Consider the following 17,144-nt stretch of genomic DNA (forward strand, 5'->3'; position numbering starts at 1 on the left):
GTCTACCGGAAAGGGCGCGACCGCCCTGACGCGTTGAGCGGGCGCCGCGGGCGCCGGGCCCGCCGTTCCCCGCTCCCCTCCGACCGGTCCGCGCTGGACCGGCGCCTCGCGCGCTGGCGGCGCGCGGTGGAGATCCGCGCCGACTGGCAGCGCCACGCGCTGCGCAGCGCTCCCGCCGACCGGGCCGCCGCCGAGGCGGCGATCACCGCGCTGTACGCGAGGGTGGGCGCGCCACCGCCCGCGTTCGAGTGGGTGGATTCCCCGGCCGCCGCCCTGCGTTCGGTGCCCGCGTCGACCGCGCCCGCCCCGGCGCGGTTCGCCGCGGTGGAACACCGGCTGGCGTCGCTGATGTCGTCCCTGCGGGAACGGCTGGGCGATCCCCTCGGCGATCCCCTCCGCGTCCCCGAGCCGCGCGATCCACCGTCCGATCCGGAAACCGCGTTGCGCTCCGGCGCACCGCTGCGCCCGGTGCTGGCCGAGGAGGTGCACCGCGCGCTGCGCCGCCGGATCCGGGACGCGGTGGCCGGACCGGTCAAGTCGGCGCTGCCCGGGCCGACCGGCCTGTGCTGGTTCGGGCAGCACGAGGTCGACTGGATCGCGCACTGCGACGTGCACCGGCGGCTGTGGCGGTTCGACGACGCCGACGCCCTGGAACCGTGGGCGCTGCTGGCCCGCTCCGCCGGCTGGTGGTGGCCGCGCGAGGGCCGGTGCGTGGTCGCCGAACGCCCCGCCGCCGTGCGCGTCGAACCGGTGCCCGGTGCGAGCACCGGTGAGCTGCGGTTGCACGCCGCCACCGGACCGGCCGTGCGGTACCCGGACGGCTGGGCGGTGCACTCCTGGCACGGCACCCGGGTGCCCGCCTGGGTGATCGAGGACCCCGCGCCGGAGCGGATCGCCGCCGAGCGCAACGTGGAGGTGCGGCGCTGCGCGATCGAACGCCTCGGCGGCTGGGAGCGCTACGCCGACGTGGCCGGTCTGGCGCTGGTCGGCGCGGCTCCCGATCCGGGCAACCCGGGTTGCGAACTGCACCTCTACGACGTGCCGTACCGGCAGTCGGGCAGCTCGGTGCGGCTGCTGCTGGCCGTCAACGGCTCCGCCGAGCGCGACGGCACCCGGCGCCGCTACGGCTTGCACGTGCCGCCCTGGTTCCGCGACCCGGTCGACGCGGCCGGGTGGTCCTACGGGCTCACCGGAGCCCAGTACGCGCGGCTGCTCCGCCGCACCTGATCACGACTTCCCGAGGTGATGCAGATGAATCTCGCCGAACTCCTCGACCGCACCGGCCTCGACGCCCTGGACCACCTGGAACGCGAGCTGTCCGTACCGGTGCTCGACGGCCTCCAGGCGCAGGGCGACCTGCTCGTCCTGCCGCTGGCGATGCTCGGCACCGTCACCGTGCCCACCCGCGCCCCCTGGCACCCCGTTCCGCCGGAAGGCGTGGAGCTGCTGCGCGGCGCGGCGGGCGGCAACCCGCACACCCTGGTGTCCGATCGGGGCACCTGCGGGTGGACCCCCGCGGTGCACGACCCGCTGGGTCTGGCCATCGCGGCGTTCGAGAACACCGCCCCGGCGTTCCTGGTGCACCCGGAGCACGGCGGTAGCGGGGTGGCGCCCGGCCGTTGGCTGGTGCGGCGCCAGCAGGAACGCGGCGCCGCCCGCGGCTCCGGTCCCCGCCGCGTCCTGGTCGCCGACTGACGACCGTCCGCTGTGGACGGAAGCGACCAGGGCAGCGGCCATCAGGGCAGCGGTGGGGTCGTGGGCGGTGGGACGCGGTGGTGGGTGCGCTGTTCGTAGGCGTGCCCCAGGGCGAGCAAGTGCGGTTCGGCGAAGGGCGCGCCCATGAGTTCGACGCCGATCGGCAGCCCGTCCGGGGTGAAACCGGCGGGCACGCTCAGCGCCGGGAAGCCGCTGTGCGCGGCGAGTCGGCAGTTGAGGTGCGACTGGCGGGTGCCGAGCTCCGTTGGCGGGGCGGAGACCGACGGGTAGACCAGCGCGTCGAGGTCGTGGGCGACCATCAGCTCGTGCAGCTGCCGCCGGAGCACGTCGCGCCGGCGCAGCGCCTCGTCGTGCGCGTCGTTGGGCAGCGCGGGGCTGTCCAGCAGCGTCCGCAGGCGTTGCTGGACCTCCGGGATCGCCGTCTCGGCGGCCACCACGTCGTCCAGGGTCGTCCGGTCGCGGGGCGGTTCCAGCCCGGCGAGCTCCGGGGGTCCGGGCGTGCGCGCCAGGTAGGCGTTGACGTGGTGCTCGAACTCGTGCTTGATGCGGCTGGATTCCGCGAGCTCGCCGGTGATCCGCGGTAGCGGGCCGAGCTCCACCGGGTGCGCTCCGGCGGCGGTCATGTCCGCGATGGCGGTGCGCACCACGGCGTTGGTCGGCCGCTCGGCCGCCGCGTCGCCGAAGTAGTCGGTGACGACGCCGAGCCGCGCACCGCGCAGCGCGTCGGGGTGCAGCCCCCGCAGGTAGCTCGGCGGCACGTGCCCGTGCGCCTGCGCGGTCGCCGGGTCGGCCGGGTCGGGTCCGGCGGTGGCGTCGAGCACCACCGCGACGTCGCGGACCGAGGTGGCCATCGGCCCGAGCACGTCCTGGCTGCCGGCCAACGGCAGCACTCCGTCGAGGCTGGACAGTCCCGTGGTGGCCCGCAGGGTGACGAGGTTGGTGTGCGCGGCGGGGATGCGCAGCGATCCGCAGGTGTCGGTGCCCAGACCCGCGGGGGCGAAGGCCGCCGCCACGCCCGCCCCGGTGCCCCCGCTGGACCCGCCGGGGTGGCGTCGCTGGTCGTAGGGGTTGCGGGTCTGGCCGCCGGCCGAGCTGACCGTGGTGACGTCCATCGCGAACTCGTGCATGTTGGTCTTGGCCAGCACGATCGCGCCGGCTTCGCGGAGCCGCCGGACTTGCGTCGCGTCGTCGTGCGGCCGGGAACCGCGCAGCGCGGCCGAGCCGCCGGTGGTGGCCATCCCGCGCACGTCGACGTTGTCCTTGAGCACCAGCGGGACGCCGTGCAGCGGTCCGCGCACCGCGCCGCGCCGCCGTTCCTCGTCCAGTTCGCCGGCCCGCCGCGCGGCGTGCGGATTGATCGCGATGATCGCGTTCACGCCCGGCTGGTCGGCGTAGGCGTCCTCGTAGGCGTCGATGCGGCGCAGGTACCGGTCGACCAGCGCCACCGAGGTGGTCCGGCCCTCGGCCAGCAGCCGGGCGGTGCCGACGACGTCGAGCCCGACCACCTGGACCGGGCTGGGCGGTGCGGCCTCCGCCGCCCCGGTCCCGAGCAGCAGCGGTACCGCCAGCACCACCGATAACAGCCGTCGCCTCGCAAGCATGGCCACTCCCCCCAATGGTGGACGTGCCGAGGGTACGAACGCCGGTGTCCCGCCGCAGGACGACCGGGCCGCACCACCCCCGGTGCGCCGGAGCGGCTCTGCCGGGAACACGCGGGAGCGACCGGGGGTGGCGGGTCCGCCGCACTGCGGCGGAAGCGGGGGTCAGCGCCGCACCGGCGCCCTCTCCCGCGCCTGGGTGGTGGCCCGGGCGACCTGGCGCTGCTCCCGCGGGCCGGGGATCCGGCGGGGCCGGGTCCTGCCCCGGTGCGGCGGGAACTCGCGCAGCGGCGCCACGTCCTTCCCGTCGACCCCGGTGACCCCTCCGCGGCGCGGCGGGTCCGCCCCGCGCCGGCGGGTGCGCGCCATCGCCGTCACCAGCTCGACTTGGTCACGCCGGGCAGCTCGCCGCGGTGCGCGAGCTCGCGCAGGCGCACCCGGGAGAGCCCGAACTTGCGGAAGTAGCCGCGCGGACGGCCGTCGACGACGTCGCGGTTGCGCACCCGGGTCGCGCTGGCGTCGCGCGGCTGGCGGGACAGCTCGGCGCGGGCGGCGGTGCGCTGCTCGGCGGTGCTGCCCGGTGCCTTGATGATCCGCTTGAGCTCGGCGCGGCGCTCGGCGTGGCGGGCCACGACGACGCGGCGCTGCTGATCGCGGGCGATCTTGGACTTCTTGGCCACTGCTCCCCTCCCGCCTTCAGACCCGCTCGCCCCGGGCGCGCAGCTCGGCGACGACCGCCTCGATGCCGCGCCGGTCGATCGTCCCGATCCCCTTCGCCGACACCCGCAGCCGCACCCAGCGCTGCTCGGACGGGAGCCAGTACCGGCGCCGCTGCACGTTGGGCAGCCAGCGCCGCGAGGTGCGCTGCTGCGAGTGGGAGACCTGCTTGCCGTGTCCGGGCACGCGCCCGGTCACCTGGCATCGGACGGACACCACAACCTCCTGATAACGACATCCGTTTTCAGTTAGTGTAGCGTCCCGGCAAGCAATTGAAAACCATTGTCGATTGGAGGCGCACGTGCGGAGCCAGCCGACCCGGACCTCCCGAGTGCCGCTGCTGCTGGTGGCGGGCCTTCCCGAGGAACCGGTCACCGCCGTCACCGACGCCGTCCGCGCGACCGACCCGCGCGGCACCGCCGTGGTGCACCACGACCTGCGCACCCTGCCCGAAGGCGTGCTGCGCCGCCACGTCCGGCACGGCGAGGCCGTGGACACCGCGGTGCTCGAACTCGCCCACGGCTGCGTCTCGTGCACGCTGCGGGAGGACTTCCTGCCGCTGCTGCGCCGCTTGGCCCGCACGCCCGGGGTGCGGCGCATCGTCGTGCGGCTCGACCCGGCGCTGGAACCGGAGGCGATCTGCTGGGCGATCGAGCACGTCGTGGTCGACGACGCCCCGGTGGCCGAGGACGTCGAGGTGCGGGCCGCGCTCGCGGTGGTGGACCTGCCGAGCTGGCTCGACGACGCCGGCGGCGACGAGGAGCTGCGCGAGCGCGGGCTCGGCGGCAGCGCGGACGACGAGCGCACGGTCGCCCAGGTCGCCGTCGGCCAGGTGGAGTTCGCCGACGCCGTGGTCCTGTCGGGCGAGGCGGAGCGCTGGCGGGCCAGGCGCACCGAGGCGGTGCTCGCGCGGCTGGCGCCGACCGCACCGCGCGCCGCGCTCGGCGAACTCGACGTGCCCGCGCTGCTGGACCGGATCCCGGCCGATGCCCGGCGCGGCGCGGTCGACGGCGCGCACGGGCCGCTGCTGCGCGGGCAGCCACCGATGGAACCGGTCGCCGGGGTCGCGGTCGTGCTGTTCGAACAACGCCGCCCCTTCCACCCCGAACGCCTGCACGAAGCGCTGGACGCGCTGCTCGACGGGGTCGTGCGCGCCCGCGGCCGGGCGTGGGTGGCCGGTGATCCCGACAGCGTGCTGTGGCTGGAATCGGCGGGCGGTGGGCTGCACCTCGGCCACGCCGGGCCGTGGCTGGCCGCGCTGCCCCCGGAGCGGTGGGCCGAGGTTCCGGTGGAGCAGCGGCTGCGGGCCTCGCTGCACTGGGACGAGCACTACGGCGACCGGATGCAGGAACTCGTCGTCCTCGTCCACGAAGCCGACCCCGGCGACGTGCTGCGCGCGCTGCGCGGCGCGCTGCTCACCGACGACGAACTCGCCTCGGGCGAGCAGGCGTGGCGCGCCCCCGCCGAGTCGGCGATCACCTGGCACGAGGACCCGTGCGAGCCCGCTCCCCGCGACCAGCACGGCTGAGCCCCCGCTCGCGCAGCGGGATCCCGGCGACCACCCCGATCGAGGAGGAAGACATGGCAGTGCCCAAGCGCAAGACGTCCCGGAGCAACACCCGCCACCGGCGGGCGCGGTGGAAGGCCGCCGCACCCGAGCTGGTGCCGATCGTGGTCGACGGCGAGCGGAAGCTGGTGCCGCGCAAGCTGATCCGCCACTTCCACGGCCGCTGAACCGACCGCCGACGGGGACCTGCCGCTCACCGGCAGGTCCCCGTCGGCGCGTGGCGCCCGTTCGCCGCGGCGGGGCCGCCGCCGGACGACATCCGGCTTGACCTCGACCGCGCTGGAATTCCTAGCGTGGTGTTCATGACCGGCACCGGTTCGCGGCTCCGCCGCGGGTGTCGGCCGGTCCTGCCACGATGGTCCGCGCATCCGAGGCCGGATCCGCCGCACCCGCCAGGAGGAACGTCCATGACGACTCCCGCCCGTCGTCTCCCGCGCGCATTGCTGCCGTTCCGGCACCGCGCCTACCGCAGGCTCGCGGTCTCGTTGTTCTTCTCGCTGTTCACCAGCGGGCTGTGGGCGGTGGCGCAGGTGTGGGAGGTGATCCGCATCGGCGGCGGACCGCCGGAGCTCTCAGCGGTGGGCGCGGCGGCCTCGGCGGGCACGCTGGTCTTCGGCCTGGTCGGCGGGGTGCTGGCCGATCGCCTGCCGCAGAAGCACATCCTGCTCGGGGTGCACGGCGTGCAGGCCGCCTGCTTCGGCGCCGCCGCGGTGCTCTCGCTGACCGGCCAGACCCGGCTGTGGCACCTGGTGGTCATCGGGTTCGTCGGCGGCATGGCCTCCGCGTTCTACTACCCGGCGTATTCGGCGTGGATCCCGGCGCTGGTCGCCGCGGACGACCTGATGGCGGTCAACGGGTTCGAGGGCGCGCTGCGGCCCACCGTGCAGCAGGCCGCCGGACCGGCGGTGGCCGGCTTGATCATCGGGGCGCTGTCCCCCGGGATCGCCCTCGCCGCCGCGTCCTGCTGCGCCCTGCTGGCCACCGGGATCCTCACCACCGTGCCCGCGACGCCGTTGCGCGGGACCCGCGGCACCGCCCCGCGCTCGGCGGTGGCCGACCTGCTCGAAGGGTTCCGGTACGTCGCCTCGACCCGCTGGTTGCTGTCGAGCCTGCTGTTCGCGGCGCTGATGGTGCTGGCGGTGATGGGCCCGCTCCAGGTGCTGCTGCCGTTCTTCATCAAGGACCACCTCGGCGGGGACGCCTCCGCCCACGCCGGGATGATGGCCGCCTTCGGGATCGGCGGTGCCGCGGGCTCGGCGGTGATGACCTCGCTGCGGATCCCCCGCCGCTACCTCACCGCGACCCTCGGCATGTGGGGGCTTTCCTGCACCTCGTTCGCGCTGATCGCGGTCAGCGACCGGTTGCTGACGGTGGCGATCGCGGCCTTCGTGCTCGGTGCGCTGTTCTCCGCGCCGATGGTCATCTGGGGGACGCTGCTCCAGCGGCTCGTGCCACCGCACCTGCTCGGCCGGGTGTCGAGCCTGGACTTCTTCGTCTCGATCGCCCTCATGCCGCTGTCCCTGGCCATCGCCGGACCGGTCGCCGCGCTGATCGGCCTCACCCCGACGTTCCTGATCGCCGCGGCGGTCCCGCTGCTGGCGGCGCTGGTCACCATCGTGCTGGCGCGGCTGCCGAAGGAGGAGCTCGCCCACCCGCTCACCGACCCGCAACCGGAACCCGCGGCGGCCTGAGCACCGCGGCACCACCTCGGCGGCGTGCGGACACCGCTCCCGCGCCCGACCGGGGCAGGACGGCAGGTCAGCAGCCGCGCTCCGGCCCGAGCACGCCTCGCAGAACCTCGACCTGGGCGGCGAACAGCTCCTCGGCGACCGGGGCGAACTGCGCGCCGTACTGCTCGGTGAGCTCCCCGTTGACCACCCCCACCAGGCCGCTCCACAGCGCGGTCGCCCGCAGCGCCGTCCAGGCCGACACCTCGGTCCCGAGCTCGTGGGCTCCCCGCTCGAGCGCCGCCGCGAGGGTTGCTCCCAGCTCCGGCCCGGCGGGGGCACCATCGACCTCGGCCACGACCTCGAGCAGCCGGGTGAGGACCCGCGTGCCCGGCCCGGTGGTCATCTCGGCCGGAGCCGCATAGCCGCGCACCGGGGTGCCGTACAGCAGGGCCCACCGGGCGGGGTTCACGATCGCCCAGGAGCGCACGGCGTGCGCCAGGCGCGTGAACCGCTCCGCGGGGTCCGCCGCCGATACCTCCGCGATCGCCGCCTCGACGGCATCGGCGAGATCGTCGAAGGCGTCCACCAGCAGCAGCGTCAGCAGTTCGTCGCGGTTGACGACGTAGCGGTACACGGCCGAGGAGACCATCCCGAGACCGCGGGCGATCTCCCGCACGCTGAGCTGTTCGGGCCCGTGCTCGGCGAGCTGGGCGTTGCCGAGCGCGATGATGCGCCGCATCGTCCGCTCGCGGGCTCGGCTTCGCGCCGTCGGTCGGGGGTCCGGGGTATCCGCCATCCTCGCAGTGTGCCAAACAGAGAGCACCGCTCTTGACGCACCGGGCGAGAGCAGTGTTCACTCTTGCTCAGACAGAGAGCAGTGCTCACAGTTTGCGAAGGGGGAGCGATGCACCACCTGGTTATCGGCGAAGGGCAGATCGGGCGCGAGATCATCGCGCGGGCGATCGGGGACGGGGACACCGCGACGGTCCTGCGCCGCAGCGAGGTCCAGGAGGACGAGGACCGCGGGATCTCGCGGGTGACGGGCGACGTGCTGGATCCGGCCGCGCTGGAGCAGGCGCTGCGCGGCGCCGACGCCGTCCACGCCTGCTTCCACGCCCCCTACGACTCGCGGATCTGGCGGCGCGACCTGCCACCGCGCGAGGACGCGGTGCTGGACGCGGCCGCCCGCCACGGCGTACCGGTCGTGTTCCCCGAGTCGATGTACCCGTTCGTCGGGCTGGCCTCCGACCTGCACGAAGGGGCGGAGTTCGCGCCGCGGGACGAGAAGGGCCGGATCCGGCAACTGCTCATCGAACGGCGCCGCGCCCACGCCGCCCGGACCACGAGCATCGTGGCCTCCGACCTCGTCGGGCCCACCAGCCTCGGCACCGGCGCCTCGGTCGCCTGCACGACCGTCATCGAACCGGTGCTCGCGGACCGGCGCGCGGTGCTCCCGGGCGCCCTCGACGCCCCGCACTCGCTCACGTTCATCCCGGACCTGGCCACCGCGATGCTGCACACCGCCCGGCACCTCGACCGGCTGCCGGTCGACGGCGTGCTGCACGCACCGACCGCCCCGCCGCGGACGATGCGGGAACTGGCCGGACGTGCGGCCGACGTCGGCGGAGTCCGCCGCAGGGCACCGCTGGGCATCCCACGCCTCGCGATGCGCGCCGCCGCACCGTTCTCGACCCTGATGCGCGAGCTGTCCCGGCTCGAAGACCTGTGGCACCACCCGTGCGCGCTGGCACCCGGCCTCCTCACCACGCAGGAAGGGCTCGAACCCACACCTTGGGAAGACGCCGTGGACCGCACGGTCGCGGCCGCGCGCTCCCTCCCGGAAACCGCGCTCCCGCACGCAGATCCAGCAGTCGTCGGCCGGGTGCGGTCGCAGTCGGAGCCGATGCAGCCGGAGAGGTGACTGGCGCGGCTCCAGCGCTCGCGCCCCGGCGGTGGCGCCCTGGTGGAGGCGACGCGACCGGCGAGCTCCGCGGTTTCGCCGGCGCGCGCCTGGCGCAGCCGGACGACAGCGGTGCGGGTCGACTCCGGCAAGCCGCGGTCATCCGGCCATTGACAGCAGTGGCCCGCAGCGATCACCATCCTGGATCGTATGCGATTTCGTAGCTGATCCTGGGAGCTTCCGTTGACCCGCGACCTCGTGACCACCGCCCTCGGACGCCTGCCGGGCGCAGTCGCCGCGGCGCGGCCCAACAGCTCCCCCGCGCAGCACGACGGGGCCGCACGCCTACGACGCCCTCCGCACTCCGCGCCTCGCTGACGGAGCACCGAGCCGACCGGGATGGAGGTCGCGGTGGGAGCGGAAGGCTCCTCCGGCCGCGAGGGCTGCCGAGCGGCGGGATCCGGGACGGCGCTCGCGTCAGCCCGGCACCGCGCCAGAGACAGCAAGGGAGCTGCCATGTCCGACCGAGAACACACCCGGGAGCGATCTCGACGGGACCACCGCCGAGTCGCGGTGGGCACGCTGATCGGCACGACCATCGAGTGGTACGACTTCTTCATCTACGCCAACGCCGCCGCGCTGGTGCTGACGCCCCTGTTCTTCGAGCCGTTCGTGGCCTCCTACGGAGAACTCGCCGGTCGGCTGATCTCGTTCGCCACCGTGGGGGTGAGCTTCATCTTCCGCCCGCTCGGTGCGGCGGTCGCCGGCCACTTCGGGGACAAGCTGGGGCGCAAGGCCATGCTGGTCCTGACGCTGGTGCTGATGGGCGGGGCCACGACGGCGATCGGCTTGGTCCCGAGCTTCGACTCGATCGGGATGTGGGGTCCGATCCTGCTGATCGTGCTGCGCGTACTGCAAGGGTTCTCCGCGGGCGGTGAATGGGGCGGTGCCGCGCTCATGGCCGTCGAGCACGCTCCCGCGCACCAGCGCGGCCGGTACGGCGGCTTCCCGCAGATCGGGGTCCCGATCGGGATGCTGATCGCCACCGCCGTGCTCAGCATCGTCACCATGACCACGTCCGAGCAGCAGTTCCTCGACTGGGGATGGCGGGTCCCGTTCCTGCTGTCGGTCGTGCTCGTCGTGGTGGGCATGGCGATCCGGCTGGGCGTCGCCGAGTCGCCGGTGTTCGCCGAAGCCGAGGACGCGAAGCCAGCCGTCCGGCTCCCGCTGGTGCAGATGTTCCGGTTCAACGGACCGCAGGTGCTCCAGGGGGCGCTCACCTTCGCCGCGAACAACGCGGCCGGCTACATGGTCACCGGCGGCTACGTGCTCTCCTACACCACGGCTGAGCTGGGGATGGACCGCTCCACGATCCTCAACCTGGTCACCCTCACCAGCGCGGCCTGGGTCGTCACGACGATGTCGGGAGCGATCCTGTCGGACCGGATCGGGCGGACCGCGGTGTACAAGATCGGTTTCGCCGTCCTGCTGATCTGGGTCTTCCCGATGTTCTGGCTGATCGACACCAGGAGCGTGATGCTGATGGGGCTGGCGATGCTGGTCTTCAGCGTCGGCATCGGGTTCTCCTACGGGCCGCAGGCGGCCATGCTCGCCGAGATGTTCCCGGCCCACGTCCGCTATTCCGGGGCCGGGCTGTCCTACGCCTTCGGCGCGATCCTGGGAGGTGCCTTCGCCCCGATGATCGCGACCTGGCTCCAAGCCGCGTTCGGCAGCACCATGGCCGTTTCGGGTTACCTGTTCGGCCTCACGGTGATCGGGATGATCGCGGCTTTCACCATCAAGGACCGCACCGGCAAGTCCCTCGGCGCGGAAGCGCTGGACATCCCCGGGGCCGCCAAGCTCAGCGCAGCGATCGACCGGTAACCGAGTGTGGGCGGCCGGGCCGCTCGGCCGCCCACACCGGTCGCGATCGCGGGCACCGGTCCCGAGGACGGGACGACGATAGTGTCCTCAGTGGAGTCAGCGGGCTCGCGGCGCATCCGGAATTCCGGGTCCTCGCGCGAGGTCGAGCAGCGCCCGGCCCCGGTCGGTCAACCGGACCGCCGCCGGCCAGACCGCTTTCACCCGGATCGGCTGCACGGCCGGCCGGATCTCCTTCGCCACCACGGGCAATCCCTCGTACGACTTGCCGACCGCAGGCCGCTGGATCATGATCGCGTACCCCATCCCCCGCGCGACCAACGACCGGGCCAGCTCGAAGTCCGACACCTGCACGGCCACTTCCGGCACCACACCGGCGCGGTCGAACAGCGCCATCGTGTGCTGCGCGGCGGGCGGCACGTCGAGCAGGACCATCGGCTCGCTCGCCAGTTCACCCAGCGACACCACCGGCTGCTCCGCCAAGCGGTGCCCAGCCGGGAGCAGCACGTAGGCGGGCGCCTCGTAGAGCACCACGGAGTCCAGGCCCGTCGGCAGGTTCAGGTCGTACACCACCGCCAGCTCCAGCTCGCCCGCGAGCAACCTGCCCGGGAGTTCGGACTGGCTGCCTTCCACCACTCGCACCTGGACCTTCGGGTGGTTGTCGGCGAACCACTCCAGCAGCGGCGGCACCACGGTCGGCGCCACGGTGGCGTAGCAGCCGATCACCAGCGGACCGTTGAGCTCCGCTCCCCCGCTGGCCACGTTGAGCTCCAGGTCGTCGGCCTGCCGAAGCAGGTCCGCGGCACGGGAGTGCAGGTAGCTCCCGGCCGGTGTCAGCGACACCCCGTGGGCCTTGCGGCGCACCACCAGCTGCGTGCCGAAGACGCGTTCCAGCTCGTTGAGCGCCGAGGCGACCGCCGTCGGCGACACGTGCAGCCAGCTCGCTGCGCTGGAGATCGAGCCCGTTTCCGCGACCGCCTCGAAGTACGTCAACTGCCGAAGCGTGTACTTCGCCATCGCAACCCCGCAGGTCCGTCCACAGCAGCCGATGCGGACATCCACCACTCAGTAGTGGATACATCGAACAAGTTTGAAGTTTACATGGTTTGTTCGCTTCTGCCAGGCTTTTCGGCATCCTCGACGAAGTGGAGGCGGTCAACGATGACGCGCACTGCCGACCCGGCCGAGGCCCGTCCGATCCCGGTCGCGGACTGGGTCACCATCGCAGACCTCTACGCCGATCCCTTCCCCCTCTACCAGCGGATGCGCGCCGAAGCTCCGGTGCACTGGGTCCCCGCGGTGAACCGGTACCTGGTGACCGACTACGCCGCCTGCCACACCATCGAACAGGACCAGGATCGGTTCTCCGCGGACGAGACCGGCTCGCTGATGAAGCGGGCGATGGGGCACAGCATGCTCCGCAAGGACGATCCCGCGCACGACGTCGACCGCAAGGCCTACGGCGGAGTGCTCCGGCCGAACGCGATCAAGAAGCACTGGAACGCGGTCTTCGAGCGGAACTGCACGACCTACCTGGAACGCTTGGCGAAGGCGGGACCGGGCGCCGACCTCATCGCCGAGTTCGCCGCGCCCTACGCCGCCGAGAACCTCCGGCTCGTCCTGGGTTTCCACAACGCGACGCAGGACGACCTCCAGCGCTGGTCGCAAACGCTCATCGACGGGGCCGGGAACTACGCCGACGACCCGGACGTGTGGGCCGAGGCCGAGCGGTCCTGGCACGAGGTCGATGCCGCGATCGACGAGGTGCTGCCGCGCCTGCGCGAGGACCCGGACCACAGCCTGCTGTCCGGGCTGGCCCACCTGCCGATCCCGCTGGAAGCCATCCGCGCCAACCTGAAGATGACCATCGGCGGCGGCCTCAACGAGCCGCGGGACGCGCTGGGCACCACGGTGTGGGCGCTGCTGTCCAACCCGGACCAGCTCAGGCAGGTGCTGGCCGAGCCGTCGCGGTGGTCCGCCGCGTTCGAGGAGTCCGTCCGCTGGGTCGCCCCCATCGGGATGTACCCGCGGGAATCCACCGGGGACACCGTGCTGGAAGGCGTTCTGGTGCCCGAGGGCGCTCGGCTCGGCGTGGTCGTCGGCGCGGCCAACCGCGACCCGAAGGTCTTCGCCGACCCGGAGACCTACGACATCAACCGGGCCAAGCAACCGCACCTCGCCTTCGGCGGTGGCAACCACTTCTGCGCCGGCGCCTGGGTCGCCCGCGCCTCCGTGGTGGGTGTCGCCATGCCGCGCCTGTTCGACGCGCTGCCCCACCTGCGACTGGATCCGGAAGCGCCCGCGCTGTCCGGGGGCTGGGTGTTCCGCGGTGTGCTCCGCCTCCCGGTGCGGTGGGACCGCGGATGACCCCCAACCGACCGGACGACCGAGGAGAGCACCCCATGGCGAAGGTCAACTTCCACCACCCGGACGGCGCGGTGGACGCCGTCGAGGCCGAGTCCGGCACCACCGTCATGCGGGCCGCCGTGCGCAGCGGAGTTCGCGGCATCGTCGGGGAATGCGGTGGGCAGGCCATGTGCGCGACCTGCCACGTGTACGTGCACGAGCCGTTCCTGGACGGTCTGCCGGAGATCGGCGAGGACGAGGAGGAGATGCTCGAGTGCACCGCTGAACCCCGCGACGAGCGGCGCAGCAGGCTCGGCTGCCAGATCCCGCTCGGCGGGGACGTGGCGCGGATCGAGGTCGACGTCCCCGCCAGCCAGGTCTGAGCGATGTCCGCACCGGACCGCGTCGTCATCATCGGGGCCGGGCAGGGCGGGCTCCAGGCGGCGGATTCGCTTCGCTCCGGGGGGTTCGCGGGCACCGTCACCATCGTGGGCGAGGAGGACTGCCCGCCCTACCAGCGCCCGCCGCTGTCGAAGGACTACCTGCGCCCGGGTGGTGAACCCGCACCACTACCGATCCGCGCCGCGGACCACTTCGCCGGGCTCGACGTCGAGGTGCGGACCGGGGCGCGCGCCGCGGTGATCGACCGGGCGCGGCGCGAGGTCGCGCTCGACGGCGGTGGCGTGCTGCCGTACTCGCACCTGGTGCTGGCCACCGGGTCGGCCAACCGGACGCTGCGCGTCGCGGGCGCCGACCTCGACGGCATCCACCACCTGCGCACGCTGGACGAGGCGCGTGCCGTCCGCGCCGACCTCGAACGCGCGCGGTCCGCGGTCGTGATCGGTGCGGGGTTCATCGGGCTCGAATTCGCCGCGGCCGCCCGCGAGCGCGGCCTCGACGTCACGGTGCTCGAAGCGGCCGACCGGCCGATGGCACGCGTGCTGTCCGCGCCGCTGTCGGACTTCGTCGCGACCGCGCACCGCCGGACGGGCGTGGACCTGCGCGTCGGTGCGGGGGTCGAGTCGTTCGAGGGCCGCGCCGGGCGGGTCGCGGCGGTCCTCGGCGCATCGGGCGGGCGGTACCCGGCCGACCTCGTCCTGGTGGGCGTCGGTGCCTCGCCGCGCACGCACCTCGCCGAGCAGGCCGGGCTCGCGGTGGACGGCGGCGTGCTCGTCGACGACTCGCTGCGGACCGACGACGAGCGCATCTACGCGATCGGGGACTGCGCTGCCTTCCCCAGCCACCACCTCGGGGCGCGGACCCGCCTGGAATCCGTGCAGAACGCCACCGACCAGGCGCGGCACGTCGCTCGTGCCATCATCGACGGCCCCTCCCGCTACCGGGACGTGCCGTGGTTCTGGAGCAACCAGGGCGACCTCCGGCTCCAGATCGCCGGGCTCGGACTTCCCGGGGACGACGCCGTGCTGCGCGGCGACGTCGGCGCCGGGAAGTTCTCGGTGTTCCGGTTCCGCGACGGCGAGCTGACCGCGGTCGAGTCCGCCAATCGACCGGCCGACCACCTGGCCGCCCGCCGCCTGCTGGCAGCCGAGTCGCCGCTCCGGCCGGAACAGGCCGCCGACCCGGCATTCGACCTCAAGGCCCACGCCAAGCGCGGAACCGACCGGGCCGGGAGCGCACACCGGTCGTGACCTCGGAACGCACGCCCCGCGGCGTGTCCGCCGCCGGTAGCGGGCACGCCGCGCTGAGCGCCTCCCCGCGATGCCGTCGAGTCGGGAACGCCGAAGACGCGGCCGGTCCTCGCCGCGCCTTCGCACCCGTTGTGCTCGGGGACCGTCAGATGCCGACGGGCTGCCTCTCGGCGTTGACGATCCCCGCGAAGAACGCCGCCAGTTCCTCCTCGGCGTCCAGCGGGAGCACGGTCGCGACGTAGTGGTCGGGACGCACGACGACGAGCGCACCGCCCCGGTCCACGCCGCGCGCCTCGAAGATGTCGTCCCGCGGGTCGGCGGCGTACACCTTCTCGTAGTCGACGAGGTCGAACGGGCCGACCTTCGGCAGGTACGCGCTCGGTACCGCGGCGAGGTCGACACCGGTGTGGTCCTGCTGGTAGATCACCTTGACGTCGAACCACGCGTCGACGTCCGCGCCCTCCGGCGTGAAGGCGACCACCGGCGACTCCGGTGAACCGCTGATCCACTCGGCGAAGTCGGCGGCCTTGGAGCGCTGCCCCGGGGCAGGCCGGTCGGCGAACGCGTAGATCCGCCAGCGCCCGTCCGCGCGGTGGTGGTGCCCCAGGTGCACCGGGTTGGCATCGCAGACCCGCGTGGCGGCGTTGGATTTGAAGCGCTTGCCGATCGGGAACCCGGTCGCCAGCTCCTGGTGCGCGGCGTCGCCGGTGATCAGCGAGGGCTGGTACCGGGTCATCATGCCGGCGGGGAACTCGGCGGTCTTGACGTAGAAGTCCGCCAGCGTGTTCGGGTCGCCGAGTTCCTCGGGCTTGGCGGCCATCATGCTCGACCACTCCCGGTCGAACTCGATCAGGTTCTGCGCGATGACCTGGCGTTCGGCGGAGTAGGTGTCCAGCAGCGATTCCGGGGCGCGCCCCTCGAGCACGTGCGCCAGCTTCCAGGCGATGTTCCACCCGTCCTGCATCGACACGTTCATGCCTTGCCCGGCCTTGGCGCTGTGGGTGTGGCAGGCGTCGCCGGTGATGAACACCCGCGGACCGCGGACACCCACCAGCTCCTCCGGCACGTCGTCGAACCGGTCCGCCAGCCGGTGCCCCACCTCGTACACGCTGCGCCAGCAGACGTGCTTCACCGTCAACGCGTACGGGTGGATGATCGCGTTGGCCCGGGCCTCGACCTCCTCCTGGGTCGTGCCGCGCACCGCGCCGTGGTCGTCCGCGGAGACCTCGCCCAGGTCGACGTACATCCGGATCAGGTGATTGCCCTCGCGCGGGATGTGCAGGATGCTGCCTCCGTCGTGCGACTGGATGGCGCACTTGGTGCGGATGTCCGGGAAGTCGGTCTCGACGAGCACGTCCATCACGCCCCACGCGTGATTGGCCTGGTCGCCGACCAGTTCCCGGCCGATCGACTCGCGCACCCGGCTGCGCGCACCGTCGCAGCCGATCACGTACTTGGCGCGGACGATCCGCTGCTCGCCCGCGTTCGCACCGGCGCTGCGCCGCAGCGTGACCGCGACCGGGTGTTCGCCCTCGTCGGCGATCTCCAGGGTGACGAACTCGTAGCCGTAGTCGGGTTCGAGCCTGGCCGGTGCGTTGCGCGCCGCCTCGGCGAAGTAGTCGAGCACGCGCGCCTGGTTGACGATCAGGTGCGGGAACTCGCTGATCCCGGTCGGGTCATCGGGTGCGCGGGAGGTCCGGACGATGTTGCGCGGGTTGTCCGGGTCCGGCGCCCAGAAGCACATCTCGGTGATCCGGTAGGCCTCCTCGATGATCCGGTCGGCGAATCCGAACGCCTGGAAGGTCTCGACGCTGCGCGCCTGGATTCCGTCGGCCTGCCCGACTTCCAGCCGACCGGGGCGGCGTTCGACCATCCGCGTGACCAGGTTGGGGAACTGGGCGAGCTGGGCGGCGGCGATCATCCCCGCCGGCCCGCTTCCCACGATGAGGACATCGACCTCGTCGGGAAGCTCCGCAGGGCGATCCACTCCCGTCCCAGCGGCCGGCTGGACGCGGGGGTCGCCGGAAACGTACCCGTGGTGGTGGAACTGCACGATCTCTCCTCACGTCATTGCGAGAAAGTCGGTTCTTCCGAGGTGGG

Annotated in this window: 17 protein-coding genes; 10 read left to right on the forward strand and 7 right to left on the reverse strand. The window is 73.2% G+C overall.

The features are described 5' to 3' along the window. The first annotated feature begins 33 nt into the window (after positions 1 to 33). Positions 34 to 1,227 carry a DUF6745 domain-containing protein gene (locus ABD976_RS10335; protein WP_345360977.1) on the forward strand — a complete coding sequence of 398 codons (1,194 nt, stop codon included), beginning with the start codon at positions 34 to 36 and terminating at the stop codon, positions 1,225 to 1,227. 24 nt (positions 1,228 to 1,251) lie between these two features. Beyond that, positions 1,252 to 1,695, forward strand: a complete 444-nt coding sequence (locus tag ABD976_RS10340; protein WP_345360980.1) for a hypothetical protein — start codon at positions 1,252 to 1,254, stop codon at positions 1,693 to 1,695. 41 nt (positions 1,696 to 1,736) lie between these two features. Here ABD976_RS10340 and ABD976_RS10345 read toward each other — a convergent pair whose 3' ends face one another. The 4 genes from ABD976_RS10345 to rpmB form a co-directional block, all read right to left on the reverse strand. After that, entirely contained in the window at positions 1,737 to 3,317 is a 1,581-nt protein-coding gene (locus ABD976_RS10345; protein WP_345360983.1) for an amidase, read from the reverse strand. A gap of 162 nt (positions 3,318 to 3,479) precedes the next feature. Beyond that, positions 3,480 to 3,683, reverse strand: a complete 204-nt coding sequence (locus ABD976_RS10350) for a bS18 family ribosomal protein (protein ID WP_345360986.1) — start codon at positions 3,681 to 3,683, stop codon at positions 3,480 to 3,482. A gap of 5 nt (positions 3,684 to 3,688) precedes the next feature. Continuing rightward, positions 3,689 to 3,994: a 30S ribosomal protein S14 gene (rpsN, locus tag ABD976_RS10355; protein WP_345360989.1), complete on the reverse strand. Its 306-nt coding sequence runs from the start codon at positions 3,992 to 3,994 to the stop codon at positions 3,689 to 3,691. Between the two features lie 16 nt (positions 3,995 to 4,010). Then, the gene (gene rpmB, locus ABD976_RS10360) at positions 4,011 to 4,247 is read right to left on the reverse strand and encodes a 50S ribosomal protein L28 (RefSeq protein ID WP_345360992.1); all 237 of its coding nucleotides are present in this window, start codon (positions 4,245 to 4,247) and stop codon (positions 4,011 to 4,013) included. A gap of 85 nt (positions 4,248 to 4,332) precedes the next feature. On the opposite strand from rpmB, the gene mrf reads away from it, so the two are divergent. The 3 genes from mrf to ABD976_RS10375 all read left to right on the forward strand — a co-directional run bounded on the left by mrf (position 4,333) and on the right by ABD976_RS10375 (position 7,289). Beyond that, positions 4,333 to 5,559 carry a ribosome hibernation factor-recruiting GTPase MRF gene (mrf, locus tag ABD976_RS10365; RefSeq protein ID WP_345360995.1) on the forward strand — a complete coding sequence of 409 codons (1,227 nt, stop codon included), beginning with the start codon at positions 4,333 to 4,335 and terminating at the stop codon, positions 5,557 to 5,559. Between the two features lie 53 nt (positions 5,560 to 5,612). After that, on the forward strand, positions 5,613 to 5,765 hold the full coding sequence (rpmF, locus tag ABD976_RS10370) for a 50S ribosomal protein L32 (protein WP_345360997.1): 153 nt from the start codon (positions 5,613 to 5,615) through the stop codon (positions 5,763 to 5,765). A 240-nt stretch (positions 5,766 to 6,005) separates the two neighbouring features. Next, entirely contained in the window at positions 6,006 to 7,289 is a 1,284-nt protein-coding gene (locus ABD976_RS10375) for an MFS transporter (protein ID WP_345361000.1), read from the forward strand. 67 nt (positions 7,290 to 7,356) lie between these two features. Here the strand turns inward: ABD976_RS10375 and ABD976_RS10380 are convergent, their stop codons facing one another. Beyond that, positions 7,357 to 8,064, reverse strand: coding sequence for a TetR/AcrR family transcriptional regulator (locus ABD976_RS10380; protein WP_345361003.1), 708 nt, complete (start codon positions 8,062 to 8,064; stop codon positions 7,357 to 7,359). 108 nt (positions 8,065 to 8,172) lie between these two features. On the opposite strand from ABD976_RS10380, the gene ABD976_RS10385 reads away from it, so the two are divergent. After that, positions 8,173 to 9,189 carry an NAD(P)H-binding protein gene (locus ABD976_RS10385; protein ID WP_345361006.1) on the forward strand — a complete coding sequence of 339 codons (1,017 nt, stop codon included), beginning with the start codon at positions 8,173 to 8,175 and terminating at the stop codon, positions 9,187 to 9,189. A 495-nt stretch (positions 9,190 to 9,684) separates the two neighbouring features. Further along, positions 9,685 to 11,052 (forward strand): MFS transporter, encoded by a 1,368-nt coding sequence (locus ABD976_RS10390; protein WP_345361009.1) that lies wholly within the window; start codon positions 9,685 to 9,687, stop codon positions 11,050 to 11,052. Between the two features lie 96 nt (positions 11,053 to 11,148). Here the strand turns inward: ABD976_RS10390 and ABD976_RS10395 are convergent, their stop codons facing one another. Next, positions 11,149 to 12,042: a LysR family transcriptional regulator gene (locus ABD976_RS10395; RefSeq protein ID WP_345361011.1), complete on the reverse strand. Its 894-nt coding sequence runs from the start codon at positions 12,040 to 12,042 to the stop codon at positions 11,149 to 11,151. Positions 12,043 to 12,210: 168 nt separating this feature from the next. Here ABD976_RS10395 and ABD976_RS10400 point away from each other — a divergent pair, with 168 nt between their 5' ends. Genes ABD976_RS10400 through ABD976_RS10410 form a run of 3 tightly spaced genes read left to right on the forward strand, consistent with a single transcriptional unit; the run spans position 12,211 to position 15,044 of the window. Next, positions 12,211 to 13,416 carry a cytochrome P450 gene (locus ABD976_RS10400; protein WP_345361014.1) on the forward strand — a complete coding sequence of 402 codons (1,206 nt, stop codon included), beginning with the start codon at positions 12,211 to 12,213 and terminating at the stop codon, positions 13,414 to 13,416. A 35-nt stretch (positions 13,417 to 13,451) separates the two neighbouring features. After that, the gene (locus ABD976_RS10405; protein ID WP_345361017.1) at positions 13,452 to 13,778 is read left to right on the forward strand and encodes a 2Fe-2S iron-sulfur cluster-binding protein; all 327 of its coding nucleotides are present in this window, start codon (positions 13,452 to 13,454) and stop codon (positions 13,776 to 13,778) included. Positions 13,779 to 13,781: 3 nt separating this feature from the next. Continuing rightward, positions 13,782 to 15,044 carry an NAD(P)/FAD-dependent oxidoreductase gene (locus ABD976_RS10410; protein WP_345361020.1) on the forward strand — a complete coding sequence of 421 codons (1,263 nt, stop codon included), beginning with the start codon at positions 13,782 to 13,784 and terminating at the stop codon, positions 15,042 to 15,044. A gap of 145 nt (positions 15,045 to 15,189) precedes the next feature. Here ABD976_RS10410 and ABD976_RS10415 read toward each other — a convergent pair whose 3' ends face one another. Further along, positions 15,190 to 17,097 carry an FAD-binding monooxygenase gene (locus tag ABD976_RS10415; protein ID WP_345361023.1) on the reverse strand — a complete coding sequence of 636 codons (1,908 nt, stop codon included), beginning with the start codon at positions 17,095 to 17,097 and terminating at the stop codon, positions 15,190 to 15,192. Positions 17,098 to 17,144 lie beyond the last annotated feature (47 nt).

This window comes from Saccharopolyspora cebuensis (genome assembly GCF_039542665.1).
Classification (GTDB): domain Bacteria; phylum Actinomycetota; class Actinomycetes; order Mycobacteriales; family Pseudonocardiaceae; genus Saccharopolyspora; species Saccharopolyspora cebuensis.

Coding starts and splice junctions, on each gene's coding strand:
- ABD976_RS10345 (WP_345360983.1), bottom strand. CDS start 3,317: ATGCTTGCGAGGCGACGGCTGTTATCGGTGGTGCTGGCGGTACCGCTG.
- rpmF (WP_345360997.1), top strand. CDS start 5,613: ATGGCAGTGCCCAAGCGCAAGACGTCCCGGAGCAACACCCGCCACCGG.
- ABD976_RS10400 (WP_345361014.1), top strand. CDS start 12,211: ATGACGCGCACTGCCGACCCGGCCGAGGCCCGTCCGATCCCGGTCGCG.
- ABD976_RS10390 (WP_345361009.1), top strand. CDS start 9,685: ATGTCCGACCGAGAACACACCCGGGAGCGATCTCGACGGGACCACCGC.
- ABD976_RS10410 (WP_345361020.1), top strand. CDS start 13,782: ATGTCCGCACCGGACCGCGTCGTCATCATCGGGGCCGGGCAGGGCGGG.
- ABD976_RS10385 (WP_345361006.1), top strand. CDS start 8,173: ATGCACCACCTGGTTATCGGCGAAGGGCAGATCGGGCGCGAGATCATC.
- ABD976_RS10380 (WP_345361003.1), bottom strand. CDS start 8,064: ATGGCGGATACCCCGGACCCCCGACCGACGGCGCGAAGCCGAGCCCGC.
- ABD976_RS10340 (WP_345360980.1), top strand. CDS start 1,252: ATGAATCTCGCCGAACTCCTCGACCGCACCGGCCTCGACGCCCTGGAC.
- ABD976_RS10375 (WP_345361000.1), top strand. CDS start 6,006: ATGACGACTCCCGCCCGTCGTCTCCCGCGCGCATTGCTGCCGTTCCGG.
- ABD976_RS10405 (WP_345361017.1), top strand. CDS start 13,452: ATGGCGAAGGTCAACTTCCACCACCCGGACGGCGCGGTGGACGCCGTC.
- ABD976_RS10350 (WP_345360986.1), bottom strand. CDS start 3,683: ATGGCGCGCACCCGCCGGCGCGGGGCGGACCCGCCGCGCCGCGGAGGG.